Origin of the sequence: Pseudomonas sp. TYF_14 (assembly GCF_043105275.1) — a bacterium.
GTDB lineage: Bacteria > Pseudomonadota > Gammaproteobacteria > Pseudomonadales > Pseudomonadaceae > Aquipseudomonas > Aquipseudomonas alloputida.
Genome location: NZ_JBICLK010000008.1, coordinates 1 through 20,903, shown reverse-complemented (window position 1 = coordinate 20,903; position 20,903 = coordinate 1). Strand labels below are relative to the sequence as shown.

The following is a 20,903-nucleotide window of genomic DNA, read 5'->3' as shown; positions in this document are numbered from 1 at the left end:
CAAGATTTTGGCAAGAGGTATGGGGCGACCGGCCATCACTCCGCCCTGTCAAAAGCACCAAGGGCCCTGTAGGAGCGGGTTTACCCGCGAATGCGTCGGTGGTGTCACCCTCGCATTCGCGGGTAAACCCGCTCCTACAGGGCCCCGCTAAATCAATTGCTTGTGTGTTCTCAGCCATCCATCCCCGGGTCGAACGGGATGCTCTGCACCACCTCCAGCTCATAGCCCGCCAGCCCCGCGTATTTCAGCGGCGGCCCCAGGTGACGCAGCTTGCCCACGCCAAGGTCCTGCAGAATCTGCGCCCCGGTACCCACTTCGGAATACACCTTGGACTGGCCACGTTGATAGGGCCGCACAGGGTGGGTCAGTTGTGGCACACGCTCAAGCAAGGCCTGGGAGGATTCGTGGTTGGCCAGGATCACCACCACGCCAGTACCTTCCTCAGCCACCTTCTGCAGCGCCGCCCACAGCGTCCAGTTGGCGGGGCCGGCGTACTCGGCGCCCACCAGGTCGCGCAGCGGGTCAATCACATGCACCCGCACCAGGGTCGGCTGTTCGCGGCGAATGTCGCCCATGACCATGGCCATGTGCACGCCACCTTCGATGCGGTCTTCATAGGTGACCAGGCGGAAGGTGCCATGCACCGTCGGCAGCTCGCGCTCGCCGATGCGCTTGACGGTCTGCTCGGTGCTCAGGCGGTAGTGGATCAGGTCGGCGATGGTGCCAATCTTGATGCCATGCCGGGCGGCGAACACTTCCAGGTCGGGGCGGCGAGCCATGGTGCCGTCGTCGTTCAGCACTTCAACGATGACCGAGGCCGGGCTGAAGCCGGCCAGGCGTGCCAGGTCGCAGCCTGCTTCGGTGTGGCCGGCACGGGTCAGCACGCCGCCTTCGCGGGCGCGCAGGGGGAAGATGTGGCCAGGTTGCACCAGGTCTTCGGGGCGGGCGTTGGGGGCCATGGCCGCTGCCACGGTGCGTGCCCGGTCAGCGGCGGAAATGCCGGTGGTGACCCCGGTGGCCGCCTCGATCGACACGGTGAACGCGGTGCTGAACACGCTACCGTTGGCCGGAACCATCTGCTCCAGGCCCAGGCGCTGGCAGTGATCGTCGGTCAAGGTCAGGCAGATCAGCCCGCGCGCCTCGCGAGCCATGAAGTTGATGGCCTGGGCGTCGCAGCGCTCGGCGGCGATCAGCAGATCGCCCTCGTTTTCCCGGTCCTCGTCATCCACCAGCAGGACCATCTTGCCTTGCCGGTAGTCCTCGAGAAGTTCCTCGATGGTGTTGAAAGCCATGGTGCACGCTCACTGTGGTGGGGTGAATTTTATGGTATACCATCATACACAAATATCATCGTAACAGGAGAGCTGCACATGAAGGCCTACTGGATCGCCCATGTGGACGTGACCGACCCCGAGCAGTACCAGCAATACACCCAGCGCGCCCCGGCTGCCTTCAAGGCATTCGGCGGGCGCTTCCTGGCCCGTGGCGGGCGTAGCGAGGCGATGGAAGGGAGGGCTACGCCTCAGCGTAGTGTGGTGATCGAGTTCGATTCGTACGCGCAGGCCGTCGCCTGTTACCGCTCCGCGCTGTACCAAGAGGCATGCAGTCATCGCCAAGGGGTGGCGAAGGCTGAGGTGATCATTGTGGAAGGGTTTGAGCCCTGAGCAGGATTTGCCGGCCCTTTAGCGGGTTTACCCGCGAAAGGGCCGGACCTGCCGCACCGCTGGCAGATTCATTGAAGCCTGCGGGCTGTTTCCGCAAATAGAAGCAAAAGACCCGCCCAGGCGGGTCCATTGCTCATCGCCTCACTGCAGATGCACTTTAAGTTCGTTGCCCGCCTGCCGCAGCGCCGCCTTTACTGCCGGCACTTGGCTCAACGGGTTGAGCAGCCCATAGTCATGAATCATTCCGTTGTAGCGCACCGAGGTTACTGTCACGCCCGCCGCATTCAACTTGCGGGCATACGCCTCACCTTCATCCCGAAGCACATCGAACTCAGCCGTTTGCACCAGGGCCGGTGGCAAGCCCTTCAGCTGTTCGGCGGACGCCCGCAGCGGCGAGGCGTAGATCTGCGCCCGCGCCTTTGCATCAACGGTGTAGTTGTTCCAGAACCACTTCATCATCCCGGTGGTCAGGAAGTGTCCTTCGGCAAACTGCTTGTACGACGCTGTCTCGAAGCTGGCGTCGGTCACCGGCCACAGCAGCAACTGGAAGCGCAGGGCAGGGGTGCCGGCCTCTTTGGCCTTGAGTGCAACCACCGCCGCCATGTTACCGCCAACGCTGTTGCCGGCTACAGCCAGGCGCTTGCCATCCACGCCGATCTCCTTGCCATGTTCAGCCACCCAGCGAGTCGCGGCGTACGCCTGGTTGATCGCCGTCGGGTAGTGCGCTTCCGGTGACGGGGTGTAGTCCACATAGACCGCCACCGCACCCGAGCCGACCACCAGGTCGCGGATCAGTCGCTGGTGGGTCGGGAAGTCGCCCAGCACCCAGCCGCCGCCGTGGAAGAACATGAACACCGGCAGATCACCTTTGACATTAGTCGGGCGCACCACTTGCAGCTTGATCGATTGGCCATTGGCCTGAATCGTGCGTTCCTTCACTTCGATCCCCGAGAGGTCGACCTTCACCGAAGCCTGGGCGCCGGTCAGTACCGCGCGGGCGTCGTTTGGTGTGAGCTGTTCCAGCGGCTTGCCACCCCCTTTCTCCAGGGCTTCGAGGAAGGCCTGGGTGTGTTGTTCGACACCAGGGCTGCCCGCGGCGAAGGCACTGGAAACGGACAGGGCCAGGAGGGAGGCGGTGAGGGCTTTGTGGACAATGTTCATGAGCGAATCCTTTTCTGTGCAAGTGTTGGTAGTGGGCGTCTTGCCTGGCCTGAGGGGCCATCGCTGCGACTTGTGCGTAGATTAGGCAGATGCACTCGTGGGAAAAAGCCGCTATAAAGTGTTTGACTGTCAGCTAGAGCAAGACAATGAACCCTTACGAAGACATGCGGATCTTTGCCCAGGTGATGGAGGCCGGTAGTTTCACCGCTGCCGCCGACCGTCTGGGCATGTCCAAGCAATCGGTCAGTCGGCGCCTGATGCAGCTTGAGGAGCGCCTGGGCGTGCGCCTGCTCAACCGCTCCACCCGGCGCCTCGATGCCACGCCACTGGGGCAGCACTACTACCAGTCGGCCCTGCGCCTGCTGGGTGAAGTGCAGCAGGTCGAACACGACATCAGCGGCCAGGCCCAGGTCCTGCGCGGCACCTTGCGCCTGAGCGCGCCGCTGTCGTTTGCCATGGCGCACCTGGGCTGCCTGCTGACCGAGTTTCTGCAGTTGCACCCCCAGGTTGATGTGGAGGTAGACCTGAGCGACCGCGCTGTGGACCTGATTGGTGAAGGCTATGACCTGGCGCTGCGGATTGGTGCACTGGAGGACTCCAGCCTGATCGCCCGGCGTATCGCCAGTGTCGAGCGGGTCTACTGTGCGAGCCCGGCGTATTTGCAAGCACGGGGAGTGCCGGGAAAACCGGATGAGCTCGCCGCGCATGATTGCCTGCCTTATGGGCATTCGCGGCAGGTGCAGTGGCAATTCCACAAAGGTGGCAAAACCCAGGCAATTCAGGTGACCGGGCGCATGCGGGCGAACAATGGCGAGTTGCTGCGGGGGGCTGCGATTGCCGGGATGGGGGTCACTTACCTGCCGACCTTTATCGTTGGGCAGGCGTTGGCGGAGGGGCAACTGGTGACGGTTCTGGATGAGTGGCGCCCGCCCGCGCTGCAGCTGTCGGCGGTGTATCCGCAGCACCGGCAGGTGGCGCGGCCGGTGCAGGGTTTTGTCAGCTTCCTGCGCGCGCGGCTGGCGCAGCTCTGACCTTCGGTACAGGCTATGCTTGCCCTATGAGTACGCCCGTTCCTTTACGCCAACCCTGCCCCCCTGGCGCCTGCGTCTGCGGCCGCGAGCAACTGGCCGACCATCCGCAGGCCGCCCAGCGCATCCTCTTGCTGACCCGGCAGGAAGAAAAACGTCTGCTCGAACGGCTGGAAAACCTGAAGGACCTGGAAGACCTTCAACGTCTGCAGCAGCGCCTGTACGAAAACCTCGGCATCCGCGTGCACATCGCCCCCGGTTACAACGAGGTACGGACCATGCGCGGCATCGTCATCGAACTGGAGGATCAGCCCGGGCTGTGCCGCAAGACCCGGCAGTCTATCCCGGCGGCGATCCGGCGCGGGCTGGAGCGTAATCCGCAGGTTGCGTTCCGGTTGCTCGATACGCACGACCTGTTGCGTGATACCTGAGGGTTAATACCGGCATCGGCCGTGGCCACATGGGGCGCGTCAATTCCGTTAATTTTTACAGCGCTTGCTACGTCTACTTGAAACCCACCCTGCGCCAGGCGCGCAGCGGCATCATCACTTAAGGAGACAGGCAATGACTTCCGTTTTCGACCGCGACGATATCCAGTTCCAGGTAGTGGTCAACCACGAAGAGCAATACTCGATCTGGCCCGACTACAAAGCCATCCCCAATGGCTGGCGAGCCGTGGGCAAAAGCGGCCTGAAGAAGGACTGCCTGGCCTACATCGATGAAGTCTGGACCGACATGCGCCCGCTGAGCCTGCGCCAGAAAATGGCCGAAGCTGCCGCCCAGTGACCGTGCTGAACCTGCTGTGCCTGCCGTACTCCGGGGCCAGCGCCATGGTCTACAGCCGCTGGCGGCGCAAGCTGCCGGCATGGTTGCAGGTACGCCCGGTAGAGTTGCCTGGGCGGGGGGCGCGCATGGCCGAGTCGCTGCACACCGACATGCAAGTGCTGGCTCGGCAACTGGCCAGCGAGCAGCGACTGGCGGCAAGCGCTCCTTATGCGCTGCTCGGCCACAGCCTGGGTGCACTGCTGGCCTTCGAGCTGGCCCATGAGCTGCAGGCATTGGGCTGCCCGGCGCCGCTGGCCTTGTTCGCCTGCGGCACCGCGGCACCTACCCGGCGTGAGGACTACGACGGCAACAACTGGCGCGAGCCCAAGAGCGACGCCGAGCTGACCAGCGAGTTGCGCGCGCTGCAGGGCACGCCTGAAGAAGTGCTGGCCAACGCTGAGCTGATGAGCCTGACCTTGCCGACCTTGCGCGCCGATTTTCTGTTGTGCGGCACTTACACCTACCGGCAGCGACCGGCGTTGCAGTGCCCACTGCATGTGCTGGGTGGAGTGGAAGACCGGGCCAGCGATGAGCAACTGCGGGCATGGCGCAGTGAAACCCAAGGCGCGTTCTCGCTGCAGATGTTCCCAGGTGGCCATTTCTTCATCCATGAGCAGGAAGACCGTGTGCTCGCTGCGCTGACCGCGTCGCTGCAACCGCTTCGGCTGTCCGCCTGATTGACGTCACCGCTTGCCTGGGGGAGGCTAGGGTTTTCCCAGGCAAGAGGCAGACAATGCTGATCGATCCACTCAAGGCCACGCTACTGGTCGTCGACATCCAGGAAAAGCTGATCGGTGCCATGAGCGACCCCGAAGGCACTCGGGCACGGGCCCGTTGGTTGCTGGCGGCGACTGCTGAGCTGGCGCTGCCGACGGTGATTTCCGAGCAGTACCCCAAAGGCCTGGGTCATACCCTGGCCGAACTGCTGGCCGTAGCGCCGGCAGCCGAAGTGGTGGAAAAAAGTCACTTTTCCTGCGTGGCTGCCGAGTGCCTGCCAGCCAGTTTGATGGCGTGTGAGCAGGTGATCGTCTGCGGCATGGAAACCCATGTTTGCGTGCTGCAGACCGTGCTCGGCCTGTTGGCGCTGGGCAAGCAAGTGTTCGTGGTCGAGGATGCCTGCGACAGCCGCACCCTGGCCAGCAAGGCCGCAGGCCTGGCCCGCATGGGGGCTGCCGGCGCGCAGGTAGTGACCCGCGAGATGGTGTTGTTCGAATTGATGGGCAGTGCCGGGCACCCGCAGTTCCGCCACATCAGCAAAACCTACCTGATCGGTGAACAGCCCTGAACGGCCGGTTACTGGCCATTTCGGTGATGGCCCTGGTGCTGTTGCAAGGCTGTGCCGGGCGCCGCGAAGAAGCGCCCGAAGCGGACCCGGCGAAAGTCCGTGCGCAGCTGTTGCGGCTGTTACCCGCCCAGGTCAAGGACCGCGAGGGTTGGGCCAAGGATATCCAGGCAGCCTTCGAAGCCCAGCGCATAGCGCCCAGTAAAAGCAACCTGTGCGCAGTGCTGGCGGTGACCGAACAGGAGTCGACCTTCACTGCGGACCCACAGGTGCCCAACCTTGGGCGTATAGCCCGCCAGGAGATCGACCGCCGCGCTGCGCGCCTGCATATTCCCAAACTGCTGGTCGACGGTGCGCTGAAGACGCCGTCGGGCAACGGCAAGAGCTACCAGCAGCGGTTGCAGACGGTGCGCAGCGAAAAGCAGTTGAGTGAACTGTACGACGAAGTCGTTGCACGCCTGCCGCTGGGCAAGACTTTGCTGAACGGGCTGAATCCGGTGCACACCGGCGGGCCGATGCAGGTCAGCATCGACTTCGCCGAAAAGCATGCAAGGGATTACCCCTACAGCCATGAAGGCACGATTCGCCAGGAAGTGTTCAGCCGGCGCGGCGGCATGTACTTCGGTATTGCCCACCTGTTGGGCTACCCGGCCAACTACGAGCGCCAGCTATACCGTTTCGCCGATTTCAACGCGGGCTGGTACGCCAGTCGCAATGCGGCATTCCAGGCGGCATTGAGCAAGGTCACTGGGGTGAAGTTGGCACTGGACGGCGACCTGGTGGCGCCGGGGGCGATCATGCCGGGGACCACCGAACTGGCCGCGCGCAAGCTGGGGGTGAAGCTGGGGCTGCGTAACCCGCAGATCCGAAGCCAGCTGGAGGAGGCCGACAGCCTGGCGTTCGAGGACAGCAAGCTGTACAGCGGGGTGTTTGCCCTGGCAGATGCCAAAGCCGGCAAACCGGTGCCCCGCGCAGTGCTACCGGGCATCGAGCTGAAGAGCCCGAAGATTACCCGCAAGCTGACCACGGCCTGGTTTGCCGGGCGGGTGGATGAGCGTTATCAGCGGTGCATGAAGCGTTAGCCTGGCAGCAACCGCGATCCTTGAGCGGGTTTACCCGCGAACACGGGCGAAGCCCGTGCCATCCACCGCGCGGGCCTGTCTGATCAGCGCCCGCCCAATGCCCCAACCACTTGGTCAACGCTGGCTATGAGCCCCGCAATCGCATCTTCAGGGTCACTCTCCACCACCACCAGCTTGGCCCCGGCCGCCTTGATCACCTCGGCCACTGCCGATTCAGGCTGACGATGGTCCAGCACCAGCGCCACGTCCTGCGCCTTCAGGTTCTCCCCCAGCGCCTTGAGGGCTGCCGCATCCCACTCGGCCGGCAGTGGCTGCTCGACCGCATCCAGGTTCAACCCGTTGACCAGATATCCCAGCCTCTCCGACAGGCTCACCACCGTCAGGTTGTCGACTTTGGCCAGCCGCGTCTGGCTGCTGGCCGAAAGCTCCAGCAATTGGCGCTTGAGCCCTGCCAGGTTGCCCTGGATCCTTGCCTTGTCGTCAGGCGCCAGGCGCTCCAGGTCATTGGCCACCACGTCGGCCATGCGTCCGAGGTTGGTCGGGTTGAGCCAAGGGTAAGCACCATAGGCATCGTCACCGTTCACCGCAATGCCCGGCAGTGCGCCATCCACCGGTCGCGCGGCATCGATCTCGACAATGCGGATATTGCTGCGTCGGGCCATCGGGTACAGCGGGTCATCACGCCAGATCGAACGCACCCCGATCACCGCATCTGCCTGCTGGGCGGCCTTGTGCAGGCCTGCGCCGCCACGCCCGCTGAAATACGACGGTTGGCGGCTGGCAGGCAGGTTGGCTGGTGCCGCCCGCTGGAGCTGCACCGCAGTGCCTTCGAGCAAGGCGCTGGCCAGGCTATGAGTGACCGGCAGGGTCGTCAGCACTTGCGTAGCGAAAGACAGGGACGGCAGGCCGGCCAGTGCCAGCGCCAGGGTCAGGTGTTTGAAGTTCATGCCGGGTTTCCTTGCAGGCGGGGAACGAGCGCGCGGGCCAGAGCGGCCAGAGCAAAGCAGATGCCGGCGACCAGGATGATCGCGGCCCCTGACGGCACCGGCAGGTCGAAAACGATCGGTAGCAGGATGCCGAACAGGGTACTGATGGTGGCAATCAGCACCGACAGGAAGAAAAAGCCCTTGAGCGACTGGCTGACCAGGCGAGCGGCGGCGGCCGGGATGACCAGCAGCGCACCGACCAGGATGGCCCCGATCACCTTCACCGCAGCCACGGTCACCAACGTCACCAGCACCACGAACAGATAGTCCAGGGTCTTCACCGCCACTCCGCGTACAGCCGCCAGCTGCGGGTTGAAACTGGCCAGCATGATGCGGTTGTATAGCGGCAGCGCCAAGGCCAGCACCAGCACCGCGACGATGCCCAGTACCAGCAAGTCCTGGGCACTAACGGTCAGCACCGAACCGAACAGCACGTTCTCGAGGATGTGCACGTTGATCTTGCCTGCCAGCATCAGCAGCAGGCTGGCGCCCAGCGCCAGCGACACCGACAGGAACACGCCAATCAGTGTGTCCGGCGACAGCCCGGTACGGTTGCGCAGGAAGTTGAGTAGGATGCCGAACAGCAGGCAGTAGCCGAACAGGCTGCCGTAAGGGCCGGTATAGGGCTCACCCAGCAGGATACCGATGGCCACGCCGGTCAGCGCCGCATGGCCGACCGCTTCAGAGAAGAACGCAAAGCGCTTGACCACCACCAAGGTGCCCAGGCCACCCAGCACCGGGCCGATCATCAGGCCGGCCAGCAAGGCATTGACCACGAAACCGTAGGCCAGCGCCTCGGGCAGATAACCGGCAGTGGCCCAGTCCTGGACCGTTTGGCGAAAGATTTCAAAACTCATCAGGCAAGGCTCTCGCTACGCGGGTGAACGGAGAACAGGCCGAGCAGACGCTCCGGGGTCAGGGCCTGGGCAGGCGGCGCATCGAACAGCACCTGTCGGTTCAGGCCTGTTACCCGGTCCGCCAGGCGCAACACGGCTTCCAGGTCATGTTCGATCCACAGAACGGTAGTGCCGGCCTGGCGCCAGCCCTGCAATAACTGTTCGAACACCTGGATTCCGGCTTCATCGAGGGCCGACATCGGTTCGTCCAGCACCAGCAACTGCGGCTCGGGGATCAGGCCCTGGGCCAGCAGCACGCGCTGGCGCTCACCGCCGGACAGTGCACCCATGCGCCGCGTGCGCTTGTCGAGCATGCCAACCTGAACCAAGGCTGCATCAATGGCCGGCTTCACGCGCCGCGACAGGCCGAGGAAGGCCGGGCGGCGCTGGCACATGGCGGCCATGAAATCGTCCACGGTCATGGGCAGGCCGCGGTCGAACTCCAGTGCCTGCGGCACGTAGCCAATCACTTCGCGCTCACCAGGCCAATGCAAGGTCAGCTGGCCCTGGTGTGGCATCTGCCCGAGCAGGGTCTTGATCAACGAGCTCTTGCCGCCGCCGTTGGGGCCGACGATGGCGTGCACGCTGCCTGCTGCCACGCTGAAACTGACCTGTTCGAGGATGCGCGTGCGCCCCAAGGTCAGGTCGATGCCAGTGAACTCGATGCGCGGCCCGCAGGCTGTCGCCAGCTTGGCGGCAGCGGTCATGCGCGGTTCTCCTGAATGGCGCGGACCACCGTGTCGAGGTTGCGCTTCATTTCCACCTCGTACTTGTCCTTGGTGTACTCGCCGTAGGAGATATGCGTCAACGGATACAGGCGCACACCGGACTCACGCTGAATGGTTTCGACATAGGCCGACGGGAAGTCCATTTCCGAGAAGATCACCCGCACGTCCAGCGCCTTGAGCTGGTCGATGGTCTTTTTCAGCTGCGCCGGGCTGGGCTCGATGCCATGGGCCGGCTCGACGACAGCGGTCACCTCCAGGCCGAAGTCGCGCACCAGGTAGTCATAGGCGGCATGGATGGTAGCGACCCGGAACGTTGCGCCAGGGGCTTCGGTGACCTTGGCCAGGGCCTCGGCACGCAGGGCGCGCAGGCGCTTGGCGTAGGCACGGGCGTTCTGCGTGTACAGCTTGGCGTTGTCCGGGTCGAGCTTGCCCAGTTCACGGGCGATGTTGTTCACCTGGGCGATGGTGGTGCTGATCGACAGAAAGGTGTGCGGGTTGACCACCTTGCCGGCACCGCGCGCGGCAATGCCGGTGGCCGCTAGCAGCGGCACGTTCTGATTGGCTTCGATAGTGGCGATGTCGGGTTTTTCGCTGGTGGCGATCATGCGGTCTGCGAAATCGTCATGGCCAACACCGTTGAGCACCACCACGTCCAGTGTGCCGATGCGCTTGATGTCCTCGGCCCGCGGCTCGTAGGCGTGCGGGTTGAAGCCCGCCGGAATCAGGGGAACCACCTCGGCCTTGTCGCCGACAATATTGCTCACGTAGCTGTAATAGGGGTGCAGGGTGATGCCGATTCGCAGCGGCTTGCTGTTATCGGCCAGGGCCAGTGCCGGCAGGGCAAGGGTCAGGAGCAGGGCGAGGGCGGAGCGAAACATGGGCGGGTCCTTGGGTTCAGTGACGGTGTTCGCGGGTAACACCGGCGTCGTAGTGGCTGACCACCTGCTGCCAGCCAGCGGCGATCAGGGCGGCCTGGCCGAGGTCGTCCGGGATCACGGCGGCGCTGTCGCGGCGCAGCCAGACATCGGCTTGGCCTGTGCTGTCGGGTGGCAGGATCAGCAGCAGGCTGCCGGCAACTTCCGGGGCCTGGCTGCGGCCCAGGTAGGCGCCAGATTCCAGCCATGACCATTGGTGGCCGCCACGGCTCTGGCTGCCGGCATCGACCACGAACGGCGGTAGGCCTTCTTCGGCCAGGGCCTTTACGCTGGGCGTGACGGCGTTTTCTTCGCGCAGTAGCTGGATCTCGTCGAAGGCTACCCGCAGGTCGGTGTACAGGCCTTGTTCGGCGGCGGTGAGGTCGCGGCGGGCGTCGATCTGGTAGCTGGCGATGGCCTGTTCGTCCTCGCGCTCACCGCGCAGCAGCACCACGCTGGCGGCGAGTACCACGATCAGCAGGCTTGCCAGCAGCACGTACAGGGTTTCGTGCCCGGCACCGGCCGGGCGAATGACTTGGGCGCGGCTCATGGTTGGGCGATATCGGCGTAGTCCACTTCAACCACGTGCCCGGGGCCGGCATCGAACAGCACATAGAATTCGCCGTCCGGGCGCTTGAACGTCAGCGTCGAGTCGTCGCCAAGCTTGCCGCCGACCAGCACCTGTTCGTCATAACCGATCACGTCCAGGGTCACCCCGGGGGCACCGCTGCCGTCCGAGAAACCGCCGGTGCACTTGACCTGGCCGTTGGCCAGTTCCTCACATTCGCACATCGGGTTGTGCGCCAGCGCCGGGCTGGCAGCCAGTATCAGGAAGGGCAGCGTCAGGGTGCGTATCAGGTGTTTCATTTGTTGCCTCCTTGTTTCTCGAGCCATGCAACGGTGGCTGGCGATGCCTTGGCCAGGGGGATCGACGCCTGGTGCATGCTGCCGTCCCAGCCTTCCAGGGTGATCCAGATGTGCGCATCGGGTTTGGTGCGCGGCGGGATCGGCAACGAGGTGCCCATGTTGTACGGTGCACCGAAGAAAATGGTGCCGGCGGCGCGCAGGCTGCGTGGCTTGCCGATGCGCAGGTAGGTGGCCTTGACGTCCTTTATGCAGGCCTTGCACAACGCTGCATTGAACGATTTGAAGTAGCCGGCCGGGCCGTCGGCGCGTGGCGCCTCGTCACGCAGTTCGGCAAGGTCGAGGCTGTAGGGGCCGACCTGGATGTCCCTGATCACGTTGGCGCCAAGGCCCGCTTCGCCGCGGAACAGCCTGGCGTCGGCGAAGTACTTGGGCATGAAGCCCAGCGGGATCAGGATCAGCAGGATGTTCAGGTGAAAACGCCACTTCAGCCAAAGCTGCTTCAGCGGGCTGGCGGGCAGGGCCTGGCTCATGAGTGGATCTCCACGGTGGTTTCACTGTGTGCCGCACGTGGAGCGCGCTCGCTGCGCTTGAGGGCCGCGGCGGTGGCCTGGGCGGTGCGTTTGGTCCAGATCAGCAGGCCGCTGAGCACCATCAGGGTCAGGATCAGGCCGAAGAAGAACCACACCAGCTTGATCGGCAAACCGCCAAAGTCGCCAGTGTGCAGCGGGCGCATGGACTCGGTGACGAACTCCAGCGCCGAACGGTCGCTGATCAGGAACTGGCTGTCGACATTGCGTGTGTACGGATTCACCGAAGCACTCTGGAACATCAACGGGTACCAGCCCGGGCCAGACAGCGTGACGTGGCTGTAGGCAGTGGCGGGGAGCGTGATGGAGGTCACTTCCAACCCCGGGATCGCCAGACCGGCAAGGCGCGCCGCTTCGTCCAGGTCGATGCGCGAGGCGGGGCTGCCATCTGGCGTTTGCGGCACCTCCTCACGGGCGATCACCGGCACGATGGGTCGGCTGGAAATGGTGATGTGGTTGTCAGACAGGATCGCCTGGATCAGGAACCAGGTGCCGGTGATGGAAATGACCGCAATGAACCAGATTGACCACACCCCGGACAGACGGTGCAGGTCACCCCAGAAAATTCGCGAACCATGGCCGGTACGCACGGGTTTGAAAAAGCCTTTCCAGAACTTCTTGTAAACCACCAGGCCGGTGACGAGCGAGGCCAGCATCGGCAGGCCGAGCAGCGATACCAGGTACCAGCCCCAGCTGAAACCGTTGGTGAACGGCACCAGCCACCAGCCGTGCAGGGCGCGGGTGAAGGCTTCGAAGTTGAAGTCTGGGGTCCTGCCCTGAATGGTTCCGGTGTAGGGGTTTACATACAGCGTCGGGCTGGTGCCGTCAGGCAGGGTGACATTGGCTTTTACCGCGAAGTGCGAACCATCCGGCTGGCTCAGGCGCTCCACCACCATGTCCGGCTCGGCCTTGTTCAAGGCCTCCAGTACCTGCTGAAAGCTCATGCGCTCGGTGTCCGCGTCTGGCTTGTTGGCGCGTGCGGCCGGATCGGCGAGCCAGACGATTTCCTGACTGACCACGGCGAGCATGCCGGTGAAGCAGACGATCAGGACAAAGAACCAGATCGGCAAGGCGAGCCAGCTGTGGACCAGGAACCACAGCCTGGATTTGGATTTTTTCGGTGATTTGGCCATCAGACGGTCTTCTGCTATTGGTGGTCGAGCGTGTGCCAACCAAAGAGTGCTGTACTGATAAGGACGAATGAGAATTGAAAACCTGCAGGTTAAAATGAAACTAAATGTTTCAAAGCACAAAAACCGGACTGCGCACGAGGCATCAGTCCGGTCTTGATGGCGGGTTGCAGAGGGGTCAGGCGCGGGTCAGCGCCACTGCTGCTTGGGGTTTTTCGTGCAGCTGCTCCAGATCCTGGTACAGCGCTCGGCCAATTTCCGCAGCGCGGGTTGGCAGGACCGAAAGCAGGGTGTCACTCAGGCCGTGGCTGCTTTCGCAGAAGCCCTGCAGGTACACCGAGGCTTGCAGGTCGGGGCTGGCCAGTACGCGGTAGTTGCGGTCGACGCTGAAGTCCTCCAGGTAATCGGCCAGCGGCGCCAGCAATTCACGGTGCGAACGGCGCTCGTAACCGGTGGCGAGGATAACGGCATCGTAGCGGTGGGTTTGCTGCTGGCCGGTGGCGAGGTCGCGCAGGGTCAGTTCCAGGCCTTCGCGGGTGGCCACCACCGCTTCCACCTGGCGCCGGCACAGCACATTGTGGCGGTGCTGATGGGCAACCTTCTGCCGGTAGAGGATGCCGTAGATGCGCTCGATCAGGTTGAGGTCGACCACCGAGTAGTTGGTGTTGTGGTATTCGCCCAGCAGTTTGCTGCGCTGGTCGGCCGGTTCGTTGTAGACCAGGTCGGTATAGTCGGGCGAGAAGATCTCATTGACGAAGGGGCTGTCGTCGGCGGGCTTGAGGGCCGAGCCGCGCAGAATCATGTCGACCTTGACTGACGGATAGCTGTCGTTGAGGTCGATGAACGCCTCGGCGGCGCTCTGGCCTGAGCCGATCACGGCAATGCGCATGGGCTTGCCAGCCGTGCACGGCAGTTTGGTCAGGCTGCTCAGGTACTGAGAGTGGTGGAACACTCGCGGGTCGTCCTTGAAGGCGCCGAAGTTTTCCGGAATTTTCGGTGTGCCACCGCTGCCCACCACCACCGAGCGGGTGGGGCGGCTGTATTCGCGGCCTTGTCTGTCACGCGTGATCACGCACAGGTGTTGGACCCGGCCTGCATGCACGTGCGGTTCGATGCGCAACACTTCCTGCCCATACACCGCCTGGGAGGTGAAATGCTCGGCGGCCCAGCGCAGGTAGTCGTTGTACTCCAGGCGGCAGGGGTAGAAGGTGCCGAGGTTGATGAAGTCGGCCAGGCGCTGCTTCTGGTGCAGGTAGTTGACGAAGCTGTACGGGCTGGTCGGGGTGCGCAGCGACACCAGGTCCTTGAGGAACGAGATCTGCAACTCGCTCTGGGTAGCCAAGGTCTCACCGTGCCAGTGGTAGTCTTGCTGCTTGTCGATGAACAGTGCGTCGAGCGCATGGCCCCGGGATTCGGCGAGCTCTTCCAGGGCGATGGCCAAGGCCAGGTTGGAGGGGCCGAAGCCCACGCCGATCATGTCTTTGATGGTTTCCTGCTGTGAGGACTGGCTCATGGCTGCGATTCCCTGAATGGTCGAATATGGACGCCCGCCGGGGCTCCGGCTCCTGCGCAAGTACATGAGTTGGAACGAGCCAGCCGAGGGGGAATTTAAGCGGGCTAAAGAACAGCGTGAGGCGGCCGATGTGTTGGTTACGGCAAGGACCCATCTTTCAGGCAGGGAATCGACATGAGCGGCATCACGGCAAGCAACCTGATGATCAATGGTGTTTCAGCACAGACGCTGAGCGCGAATGCAGCAAACGAGCGTGAACAGGCGAAACAGGCCGGTGAGGCGGTGGGGCCGTTGAGCGTCAGCAGTGACAGAATGAAGGTGTCGGGGGGTAGCCAGGCGCAATCCACCGACGCTGAAGGCAGTGGCGAATCGGGGGCTGTGAGCGAGCTGCGTCAGTTGATCAAGGATCTGCAGAAGCAACTGGCAGAAGAGCAGAAACAGTTGGCGGCATTGCAGAGCAGCAAGATGGACGAGGCTGCCAAGGCGGCAGCGATAGGTGCCAAGCAGGCGAGCATTGCCACCCTCAACGGGCAGATCATGGCGGCCACGGCGCAGTTGCTGGAGCTGTTGCAGCAAGAGGGCGGCAGCAGTGCGGGAGGTATGGTCAGCGCTACGGCCTGACTGGACATGCACAGGCCGCTGTAGGCGCGGGTTTACCCGCGAATGGGCCGGCTCTGCTGGCCAATTTCCACCCGCCGTTCACCGTTGCCGCCGCGACCGTATTCGCGGGTAAACCCGCTCCTACACCTGATTGGGGGTGGATACACATTGGTGATTGGGCGCAGGCCGTCGTAGGCGCGGGTTTCCTCGCGAACACGGACGAAGCCCGTGCTATCCGCCGCGTTGTCTGCTTCGCGGACAAGCCCGCACGTTCCAGGATATGGCGGTCATTCGGCCGCCAACCGTCCTTTGTTCTGCCGGTCGGCCTTGTATTGCATGGCCACCGCCGGTGCCGGCTTGGCGCTACCGGTTTCCAGCCATTGACGCATGCGGCTGGCATCGGCGAAGTGGGTGTATTTGCCAAAGGCATCGAGAATGACCATGGCCACCGGGCGGTTGTCCATGCGGGTCAGCAGTACCAGGCAGTGCCCGGCCTCGTTGGTGAAGCCGGTCTTGGTCAGCTTGATATCCCAGTTGCTTTTGTTCACCAGGTGGTCGGTGTTACGGAAGCCTAAGGTGTAGTTGGGCTTGCGGAAGGCGACGGTCTTTTCGCGCGTGGTCGACAGCTCGCTCAGCATGGGGTACTTGCGCGAGGCCATCAGCAGCTTGGCCAGGTCGCGGGCAGTGGATACGTTCTGCGTCGACAGGCCGGTCGGCTCAACATAGCGGGTGTGGGCCATTCCCAGGCTGCGGGCTTTGGCATTCATTGCCTTGATGAACGCCGGATAGCCGCCGGGGTAGGCGTTGGCCAGGCTATTGGCCGCACGGTTTTCCGACGACATCAGGGTAATCAGCAGGGTTTCGCGGCGGTCCAGCTGGCTGCCCAGGCGCACGCGCGAGTACACACCTTTCATCTCCGGGTTGTTGGCAATGGTCATGGTGAGCATTTCATCCATGGGCAACTTGGCATCCAGCACCACCATCGCCGTCATCAGTTTGGTCACCGAAGCGATCGGCACCACGCGGTCGGCATGGCTTGAATACAGCTCTTGGTTGCTGTTCAGGTCGATCAGCAGAGCGCTGCCTGAAGCCAGATGCAGTTTGGAGGGGTCACGTTGAACCTGGGCCGGGGGTTGTGCAGCAGCAGTCGACGGAAGGGTCGCGGTACCTGTGAGCAACAGCAGCAGGCTGAGGATGGACAGGGATGTTTTCACGTTGAGGCTCACTAAAAGTTGGTATGTCGTTGGCTGTGCAAGGGTTTTCCCCCTAAAACCGATGCATTTTGGAGTATGGCTGAATTGCTGTCGAATGCCTTATGCCTAAAGGGCGCAAAGTGAACGATATTTAATCCTGTACCCATTACGTTCTTTTCCAGCTTCGCCAGTTCCGTCCAATCGTTGGCAGAATTCAACCACTTGGCGTAGGTCGAGAGAAGTACCTGCACCGAGCGCCTAAGGATGCTCCGATCAACTTGCCGCGCAGCGATGGCAGGCCGTAATTCACCAAGCAATCAGCGCTATTCCCTGAAAACGGCATGACGCAGTGTGCGGCAGAGCGTTTTCTGCCCGGTTCTTCGTGTTAAATGCGCAACTCACCCAAACCCATCAGTCGTTTTCGAGCCATCCACAGGTTCAACAGGGCGAACAGCGTGGTCAGTTGGGCCGTGTTTTTCATCAGCCCACGAAAGCGTACTTTCACATAACCAAACTGGCGCTTGATGACCCGAAACGGGTGCTCAACCTTGGCACGTGTCTGCGCTTTGCAGTACTCGATCCTGCGCTTGGCTTTGTACAGCAGGCTGCGTTTGTTCAGCTTGGAATACGTGCTGCGCCGAGCCGCGATTTGCCAGATCACGTCACGATTTTCGTGCTCTTCACGCTTCTCGACACCGGTGTAACCTGCGTCCGCATAGACTGCGTTTTCTTCCCCGTGGAGCAGTTCAGCGACTTGGGTGACATCGGCCACATTGGCAGCGGTGCCATGGACGTGATGAACCAGTCCCGACTCAACGTCAGCGCTGATGTGGGCCTTCATACCGAAGAAATACTGGTTACCCTTCTTGGTCTGATGCATCTCGGGATCGCGCTCGCCATCTTTGTTCTTGGTCGAGCTTGGGGCATGAATAATGGTTGCGTCGACGATCGTGCCCTGACGCAACGACAGGCCTTTTCCTGCAAATAACCGTTGATGGCCGCGAGGATGGCAGGTGCCAATTGATGCTTCTCCAGCAAGTGCCGGAAGTTCATGATCGTGGTGTCTTCAGGGATCGGCGCGCTCAGTGTCAGATGCGCGAATTGACGCATGGGCGTGATTTCGTAGAGCGCTTCTTCCATGGCCGGATCGCTGAGGGAGAACCAGTTCTGCAGCAGGTGAATGCGTAGCATGGTTTCCAGTGGGTAAGGTTTTCGACCGCCACCGGCCTTGGGGTAGAACGGCTCGATCAGGCCGAGCAGACCTGCCCAGGGTACGACCTGATCCATCTCGGCAAGGAAGCGTTCGCGACGGGTTTGCTTGCGCTTGCCGGCGTACTCGAAGTCGGAAAAGCTCATCTGGCTCATGGGAGGCTCGGATCAGGTGGTCAGGCGATTTTCGCATACCCGGGACTTGTTCGTAGATTCCCTAAGCTGCCCAGCAATGAACGCTGGATTCGTGGTGACGAGCCAGAAGGCTGGAAGATGAATGGCGACTCCGTCGAGACGCGGCGCTTCTGCTTCGAGCGGTATTGCGCGATCTCTCTGGCCCTTGCCAGTGCGCCAAGAGCCCGGCTGTTCAACATTACGGTGCGGGTGTATTTCGTCTTGGTCCGCTCGACTGCCTGCTTTTCAACCACGATCCGGCAGATGTGAGCCGTCTTTTTCTCGACGTCGACCTCATCCCGGCGCAGCGACATAATCTCGCCCGTGCGCATACCCAACCTGCGACACGCTGCGGATGACCCGATTTGCCTCAAAGGCGGTCGACCGTATCTTCAGGCCCGGTTTTCGGTACAGCAAGGCAGAGGTGCTGCTGATGGACTTGCGGCAACCCGGTGAGTTGGCAGAGGACTTGTTTGCGCTCAAGCAATGAGTGGCTGCATTCGATCTACATCTGCCTTTAAAAAAGGACAGCTAACGGCCAGAAGAGGACCGTCGAAGACATTACCTGATGGGCTGATTTGTGGAACGAGGCGGTCATCCATGTTCCGCTGCTAGCATTGATCTGAACTGAGAAATGAGCGCTGAAGATAATCCGGCACCTTCGAACACTGCGCAGGTGAAGCTAACGGGTGCAGGGCCTGGAGCAGTTATGATGCGGTCTGCAACCACAGCTACTGCACTGCTTCGATAGCGCGTGCGCCCGTCATAACCTACGGCATTTTTTTGCAGAAAGTCAGCGCTGTTCGAGGTATGAGGAACCGTGTCGAGTAGCCCGGCTCTCGCAAGTGCCAGCGTTCCACCACAGATGCCAGCAATTGTCGCTCCACTTGAACGACTAGCATGAAGAAAGTCTCGAATATCCGGAGCTTCTGTACGCTCCCAGACCATTCCTCCAATCACGACAACAACGTCCGGTTTCCAGTCCAGGCATTGTTGCAAGCCACTATCGACAGTTACAGCCAATCCGCCCTGCGAGTGGAGCGGCCCTGTAGTAGGTGCGAAAAACCTGACGTCGATCCTGTAAAATGGAGACGCAGTTCCAGCAATGAATGCGTATTCCCAGTCAGCAAAACCCGGTGTCAGTATCAAACCCACGCGTGCCATCAGCCAGATTCCTCCATGAATGCCGATAGCGTACGGCGGCTTCAAACAGACATCAAGGTTCAGCTAGCGGTGCTCATAGAAGGGAGGATGATGTTCCCGGTCGCGATATTGGATTCAATATCGAAATTAAGAATACTGTGCTGCTGGCACCAGGGCCTTAGGGTAATTTGAAATTTGTCAAGTGTCGGCAAGCTTGATTGACTACGATTATGAGGGCGAAAGCGAAGCTGACGCATCTTAGATAACACGCAATTGACTCCAGACCGCCGGGGGCATTTAGTGAGCTCCTCAGACTTTGTCTTCAGTAAGTGACCGCGTTTGGCCGATAACTGTTCTCCACGAAGGACAACAATGGGTCGGTTAGCGCCTCTGGATTGGGTTGATCATCCTTGTCCTACCTCACATGGAGGACAAGCCATGAACGCCATTACGACCAGCAGCCATCAGCCTTTGAACAAAGGAAAATTGGTCGGGCAGAAAGCTCCGCTCCGACTGAAAGATATCTGGGCCATTCGGGTAAGGCTCCAAATCGCGGAGGAAACTCGTGATTTAGCCCTTTTCGATCTGGCCATCGATAGCAAGCTCAAGCTACGAGCCTGCGATCTGACCAAGCTTCGCGTACGCGACGTTGCTCATGGGGAGCACGTGTCATCGCGGGCGATAGTGATGCAGCAGAAAACCCAACGTCCCGTACAGTTTGAAATTACAGAGCAAACGCGGCTGGCCCTACAGGCCTGGATACATCAAGCCCAACTCCACAGCGAGGATTGTCTTTTCCCAAGCCGGCTACACGCCTCAGTGCATCTCTCCACCCGGCAGTACGCCCGAATCGTCAAAGCGTGGATAAAGTCTATTGGGCTAGATCCTGCTATGTACGGCACCCACACGATGAGACGTACAAAGGCATCGCTGATCTATCGCAGGACAAAGAACTTGAGAGCAGTTCAGCTCCTGCTCGGCCATACAAAGCTTGAAAGCACGGTGCGATACCTGGGCATTGAAGTCGATGACGCATTGGAGATGGCAGAGCAGACGGAGGTCTGACAGCGTCCAGCGACGGTCGAGGTATGACCGTCGCGATTCGACCCAAAACGGGCATTGATCAAGGCACTTTAGCCTGTTCCGGCCTCATCGTCCGATAGCCGGCTACGAACAGAGTTACGCCTGCTTCCTGGACTATGCCAGCCCGGTGGGGGCTGCGCTTGCAGATCATGAGGCGTGAAACGGCCACCTTCTCGGATAGCTGTCCGCTTCACGCTCTGATGAGGCTAGCCACTATTTACGATGTCGCCTCAGATCCAGACGTCATTCAGTACAGTTCGCTCCCCGCCTTCATGTCCGGTACTCAGTCCGCCTGAGCCAAGCATTCACTGTCCAGCGAGTAGAGGCCGACCCTGCATACCGGCCCTTGCATCAACACGTGATAGTCGTCGTCCAGTTCGATCATGATGACGCCGCCGGCCATGTTGACCGCTACCCGAGGACCTACCAGTCCAAGTCGACGCGAGACTGCCGCAGCAGCGCAACTGCTGGTGCCGGAGGAAAGGGTGTAGCCGACCCCCCGTTCCCAGATCTGCACCTCGAGCGTCTGACGATCGATTACCCGCACGAACTGAACATTTGTGCGGTCGGGGAAGATCGACAATCGCTCGATGAGCGGTCCCAACTGTCGTGCCAGCGTTTCAGTCGGTTGATCCACGAACACCACGCAATGGGGGTTGCCCATCGAAACCGGATGCAACTGCAAAGGTGTGCCGTCCACGTCAACGGTGAACGCCGCAGTATTGGCAAAAGCAGCCTGGCCCATGGCGATCGAAATCCGCTGCCCGTTGTCGAGTACCTGGCAGGTGACGATCCCCCCTTTGGTCGATATTTCAAAGGGTGAACCGGCCACGATATT

Annotated in this window: 25 protein-coding genes and 1 pseudogene; 10 read left to right on the top strand and 16 right to left on the bottom strand. The window is 61.7% G+C overall.

Going from position 1 to position 20,903, the window contains the following annotated elements:
* Nucleotides 1-170: 170 nt before the first annotated feature.
* Nucleotides 171-1,292, bottom strand: coding sequence for a bifunctional 3,4-dihydroxy-2-butanone-4-phosphate synthase/GTP cyclohydrolase II (gene ribBA / locus ACF8O8_RS03030; RefSeq protein ID WP_010954642.1), 1,122 nt, complete (start codon nt 1,290-1,292; stop codon nt 171-173).
* 78 nt (nt 1,293-1,370) lie between these two features.
* Here ribBA and ACF8O8_RS03025 point away from each other — a divergent pair, with 78 nt between their 5' ends.
* Nucleotides 1,371-1,664, top strand: coding sequence for a DUF1330 domain-containing protein (locus ACF8O8_RS03025; RefSeq protein ID WP_003256229.1), 294 nt, complete (start codon nt 1,371-1,373; stop codon nt 1,662-1,664).
* A gap of 141 nt (nt 1,665-1,805) precedes the next feature.
* Here the strand turns inward: ACF8O8_RS03025 and ACF8O8_RS03020 are convergent, their stop codons facing one another.
* Nucleotides 1,806-2,825, bottom strand: coding sequence for an alpha/beta hydrolase (locus tag ACF8O8_RS03020; RefSeq protein ID WP_014756183.1), 1,020 nt, complete (start codon nt 2,823-2,825; stop codon nt 1,806-1,808).
* A 146-nt stretch (nt 2,826-2,971) separates the two neighbouring features.
* Between ACF8O8_RS03020 and ACF8O8_RS03015 the strand changes: the two genes are divergently transcribed.
* The 6 genes from ACF8O8_RS03015 to ACF8O8_RS02990 all read left to right on the top strand — a co-directional run bounded on the left by ACF8O8_RS03015 (nt 2,972) and on the right by ACF8O8_RS02990 (nt 7,042).
* Entirely contained in the window at nt 2,972-3,856 is an 885-nt protein-coding gene (locus tag ACF8O8_RS03015) for a LysR family transcriptional regulator (RefSeq protein ID WP_010954640.1), read from the top strand.
* Between the two features lie 26 nt (nt 3,857-3,882).
* On the top strand, nt 3,883-4,284 hold the full coding sequence (locus ACF8O8_RS03010) for a hypothetical protein (RefSeq protein ID WP_392509227.1): 402 nt from the start codon (nt 3,883-3,885) through the stop codon (nt 4,282-4,284).
* Nucleotides 4,285-4,417: 133 nt separating this feature from the next.
* Entirely contained in the window at nt 4,418-4,639 is a 222-nt protein-coding gene (locus tag ACF8O8_RS03005; RefSeq protein WP_003256222.1) for an MbtH family protein, read from the top strand.
* The gene (locus ACF8O8_RS03000; protein WP_392509226.1) at nt 4,636-5,355 is read left to right on the top strand and encodes a thioesterase II family protein; all 720 of its coding nucleotides are present in this window, start codon (nt 4,636-4,638) and stop codon (nt 5,353-5,355) included. Before ACF8O8_RS03005 ends, ACF8O8_RS03000 begins: the two co-directional genes overlap by 4 nt.
* 56 nt (nt 5,356-5,411) lie before the next feature.
* Entirely contained in the window at nt 5,412-5,963 is a 552-nt protein-coding gene (locus ACF8O8_RS02995) for a hydrolase (protein WP_392509225.1), read from the top strand.
* Nucleotides 5,964-5,989: 26 nt separating this feature from the next.
* The gene (locus tag ACF8O8_RS02990) at nt 5,990-7,042 is read left to right on the top strand and encodes a DUF1615 domain-containing protein (RefSeq protein ID WP_392509224.1); all 1,053 of its coding nucleotides are present in this window, start codon (nt 5,990-5,992) and stop codon (nt 7,040-7,042) included.
* A gap of 83 nt (nt 7,043-7,125) precedes the next feature.
* On the opposite strand, the gene ACF8O8_RS02985 is transcribed toward ACF8O8_RS02990, so the two are convergent.
* From ACF8O8_RS02985 to ACF8O8_RS02945, 9 genes are all read right to left on the bottom strand, one after another.
* Nucleotides 7,126-7,989: a metal ABC transporter substrate-binding protein gene (locus ACF8O8_RS02985; protein WP_392509223.1), complete on the bottom strand. Its 864-nt coding sequence runs from the start codon at nt 7,987-7,989 to the stop codon at nt 7,126-7,128.
* Nucleotides 7,986-8,885: a metal ABC transporter permease gene (locus ACF8O8_RS02980; protein WP_010954633.1), complete on the bottom strand. Its 900-nt coding sequence runs from the start codon at nt 8,883-8,885 to the stop codon at nt 7,986-7,988. Before ACF8O8_RS02980 ends, ACF8O8_RS02985 begins: the two co-directional genes overlap by 4 nt.
* On the bottom strand, nt 8,885-9,631 hold the full coding sequence (locus ACF8O8_RS02975) for a metal ABC transporter ATP-binding protein (RefSeq protein ID WP_392509222.1): 747 nt from the start codon (nt 9,629-9,631) through the stop codon (nt 8,885-8,887). The genes ACF8O8_RS02980 and ACF8O8_RS02975 overlap by 1 nt, the downstream gene beginning before the upstream one ends.
* Nucleotides 9,628-10,530: a metal ABC transporter substrate-binding protein gene (locus tag ACF8O8_RS02970; protein ID WP_019436719.1), complete on the bottom strand. Its 903-nt coding sequence runs from the start codon at nt 10,528-10,530 to the stop codon at nt 9,628-9,630. Before ACF8O8_RS02970 ends, ACF8O8_RS02975 begins: the two co-directional genes overlap by 4 nt.
* A gap of 16 nt (nt 10,531-10,546) precedes the next feature.
* Nucleotides 10,547-11,116 (bottom strand): DUF6162 family protein, encoded by a 570-nt coding sequence (locus ACF8O8_RS02965; RefSeq protein ID WP_010954630.1) that lies wholly within the window; start codon nt 11,114-11,116, stop codon nt 10,547-10,549.
* Nucleotides 11,113-11,433 carry a hypothetical protein gene (locus tag ACF8O8_RS02960; RefSeq protein WP_010954629.1) on the bottom strand — a complete coding sequence of 107 codons (321 nt, stop codon included), beginning with the start codon at nt 11,431-11,433 and terminating at the stop codon, nt 11,113-11,115. The genes ACF8O8_RS02965 and ACF8O8_RS02960 overlap by 4 nt, the downstream gene beginning before the upstream one ends.
* Nucleotides 11,430-11,963, bottom strand: coding sequence for a thiamine pyrophosphate-binding protein (locus ACF8O8_RS02955; RefSeq protein WP_392509221.1), 534 nt, complete (start codon nt 11,961-11,963; stop codon nt 11,430-11,432). Before ACF8O8_RS02955 ends, ACF8O8_RS02960 begins: the two co-directional genes overlap by 4 nt.
* Nucleotides 11,960-13,153: a PepSY domain-containing protein gene (locus tag ACF8O8_RS02950; protein ID WP_010954627.1), complete on the bottom strand. Its 1,194-nt coding sequence runs from the start codon at nt 13,151-13,153 to the stop codon at nt 11,960-11,962. The genes ACF8O8_RS02955 and ACF8O8_RS02950 overlap by 4 nt, the downstream gene beginning before the upstream one ends.
* Nucleotides 13,154-13,328: 175 nt before the next feature.
* Complete coding sequence (locus ACF8O8_RS02945) at nt 13,329-14,663, bottom strand: lysine N(6)-hydroxylase/L-ornithine N(5)-oxygenase family protein (RefSeq protein ID WP_010954626.1); 1,335 nt, start codon at nt 14,661-14,663, stop codon at nt 13,329-13,331.
* A 174-nt stretch (nt 14,664-14,837) separates the two neighbouring features.
* On the opposite strand from ACF8O8_RS02945, the gene ACF8O8_RS02940 reads away from it, so the two are divergent.
* A complete protein-coding gene (locus tag ACF8O8_RS02940; RefSeq protein ID WP_010954625.1) occupies nt 14,838-15,284 on the top strand; it encodes a hypothetical protein in 447 nt (148 codons plus the stop codon).
* Between the two features lie 266 nt (nt 15,285-15,550).
* Here the strand turns inward: ACF8O8_RS02940 and pbpG are convergent, their stop codons facing one another.
* From pbpG to ACF8O8_RS02925, 3 genes are all read right to left on the bottom strand, one after another.
* Complete coding sequence (gene pbpG, locus ACF8O8_RS02935; RefSeq protein WP_010954624.1) at nt 15,551-16,477, bottom strand: D-alanyl-D-alanine endopeptidase; 927 nt, start codon at nt 16,475-16,477, stop codon at nt 15,551-15,553.
* Nucleotides 16,478-16,841: 364 nt separating this feature from the next.
* A protein-coding gene (locus ACF8O8_RS02930; RefSeq protein ID WP_392509220.1) for an IS5 family transposase occupies nt 16,842-17,821 on the bottom strand; the annotation gives its coding sequence in 2 pieces (ribosomal slippage) (nt 16,842-17,431 and nt 17,431-17,821; 981 coding nt in all).
* Between the two features lie 20 nt (nt 17,822-17,841).
* Nucleotides 17,842-18,171 carry a tyrosine-type recombinase/integrase gene (locus ACF8O8_RS02925; RefSeq protein WP_232014127.1) on the bottom strand — a complete coding sequence of 110 codons (330 nt, stop codon included), beginning with the start codon at nt 18,169-18,171 and terminating at the stop codon, nt 17,842-17,844.
* Here ACF8O8_RS02925 and ACF8O8_RS02920 point away from each other — a divergent pair.
* Nucleotides 18,171-18,326, top strand: a pseudogene (locus ACF8O8_RS02920) (DNA polymerase V subunit UmuC); the annotation flags it as partial. The gene ACF8O8_RS02925 and the pseudogene ACF8O8_RS02920 overlap by 1 nt on opposite strands.
* Nucleotides 18,327-18,433: 107 nt before the next feature.
* On the opposite strand, the gene ACF8O8_RS02915 reads toward ACF8O8_RS02920, so the two are convergent.
* Nucleotides 18,434-19,003, bottom strand: coding sequence for a DJ-1/PfpI family protein (locus ACF8O8_RS02915; RefSeq protein WP_392509219.1), 570 nt, complete (start codon nt 19,001-19,003; stop codon nt 18,434-18,436).
* 417 nt (nt 19,004-19,420) lie between these two features.
* On the opposite strand from ACF8O8_RS02915, the gene ACF8O8_RS02910 reads away from it, so the two are divergent.
* Nucleotides 19,421-20,047 carry a tyrosine-type recombinase/integrase gene (locus tag ACF8O8_RS02910; protein ID WP_392509218.1) on the top strand — a complete coding sequence of 209 codons (627 nt, stop codon included), beginning with the start codon at nt 19,421-19,423 and terminating at the stop codon, nt 20,045-20,047.
* A 301-nt stretch (nt 20,048-20,348) separates the two neighbouring features.
* On the opposite strand, the gene dapF is transcribed toward ACF8O8_RS02910, so the two are convergent.
* The coding region (gene dapF, locus ACF8O8_RS02905) for a diaminopimelate epimerase (protein ID WP_392509217.1) at nt 20,349-20,903 on the bottom strand (555 nt) is incomplete at its 5' end.

Coding starts and splice junctions, on each gene's coding strand:
- ribBA (WP_010954642.1), bottom strand. CDS start 1,292: ATGGCTTTCAACACCATCGAGGAACTTCTCGAGGACTACCGGCAAGGC.
- ACF8O8_RS03025 (WP_003256229.1), top strand. CDS start 1,371: ATGAAGGCCTACTGGATCGCCCATGTGGACGTGACCGACCCCGAGCAG.
- ACF8O8_RS03020 (WP_014756183.1), bottom strand. CDS start 2,825: ATGAACATTGTCCACAAAGCCCTCACCGCCTCCCTCCTGGCCCTGTCC.
- ACF8O8_RS03015 (WP_010954640.1), top strand. CDS start 2,972: ATGAACCCTTACGAAGACATGCGGATCTTTGCCCAGGTGATGGAGGCC.
- ACF8O8_RS03010 (WP_392509227.1), top strand. CDS start 3,883: ATGAGTACGCCCGTTCCTTTACGCCAACCCTGCCCCCCTGGCGCCTGC.
- ACF8O8_RS03005 (WP_003256222.1), top strand. CDS start 4,418: ATGACTTCCGTTTTCGACCGCGACGATATCCAGTTCCAGGTAGTGGTC.
- ACF8O8_RS02995 (WP_392509225.1), top strand. CDS start 5,412: ATGCTGATCGATCCACTCAAGGCCACGCTACTGGTCGTCGACATCCAG.
- ACF8O8_RS02990 (WP_392509224.1), top strand. CDS start 5,990: ATGGCCCTGGTGCTGTTGCAAGGCTGTGCCGGGCGCCGCGAAGAAGCG.
- ACF8O8_RS02985 (WP_392509223.1), bottom strand. CDS start 7,989: ATGAACTTCAAACACCTGACCCTGGCGCTGGCACTGGCCGGCCTGCCG.
- ACF8O8_RS02980 (WP_010954633.1), bottom strand. CDS start 8,885: ATGAGTTTTGAAATCTTTCGCCAAACGGTCCAGGACTGGGCCACTGCC.
- ACF8O8_RS02975 (WP_392509222.1), bottom strand. CDS start 9,631: ATGACCGCTGCCGCCAAGCTGGCGACAGCCTGCGGGCCGCGCATCGAG.
- ACF8O8_RS02970 (WP_019436719.1), bottom strand. CDS start 10,530: ATGTTTCGCTCCGCCCTCGCCCTGCTCCTGACCCTTGCCCTGCCGGCA.
- ACF8O8_RS02965 (WP_010954630.1), bottom strand. CDS start 11,116: ATGAGCCGCGCCCAAGTCATTCGCCCGGCCGGTGCCGGGCACGAAACC.
- ACF8O8_RS02960 (WP_010954629.1), bottom strand. CDS start 11,433: ATGAAACACCTGATACGCACCCTGACGCTGCCCTTCCTGATACTGGCT.
- ACF8O8_RS02955 (WP_392509221.1), bottom strand. CDS start 11,963: ATGAGCCAGGCCCTGCCCGCCAGCCCGCTGAAGCAGCTTTGGCTGAAG.
- ACF8O8_RS02950 (WP_010954627.1), bottom strand. CDS start 13,153: ATGGCCAAATCACCGAAAAAATCCAAATCCAGGCTGTGGTTCCTGGTC.
- ACF8O8_RS02945 (WP_010954626.1), bottom strand. CDS start 14,663: ATGAGCCAGTCCTCACAGCAGGAAACCATCAAAGACATGATCGGCGTG.
- ACF8O8_RS02940 (WP_010954625.1), top strand. CDS start 14,838: ATGAGCGGCATCACGGCAAGCAACCTGATGATCAATGGTGTTTCAGCA.
- ACF8O8_RS02925 (WP_232014127.1), bottom strand. CDS start 18,171: ATGCGCACGGGCGAGATTATGTCGCTGCGCCGGGATGAGGTCGACGTC.
- ACF8O8_RS02915 (WP_392509219.1), bottom strand. CDS start 19,003: ATGGCACGCGTGGGTTTGATACTGACACCGGGTTTTGCTGACTGGGAA.
- ACF8O8_RS02910 (WP_392509218.1), top strand. CDS start 19,421: ATGAACGCCATTACGACCAGCAGCCATCAGCCTTTGAACAAAGGAAAA.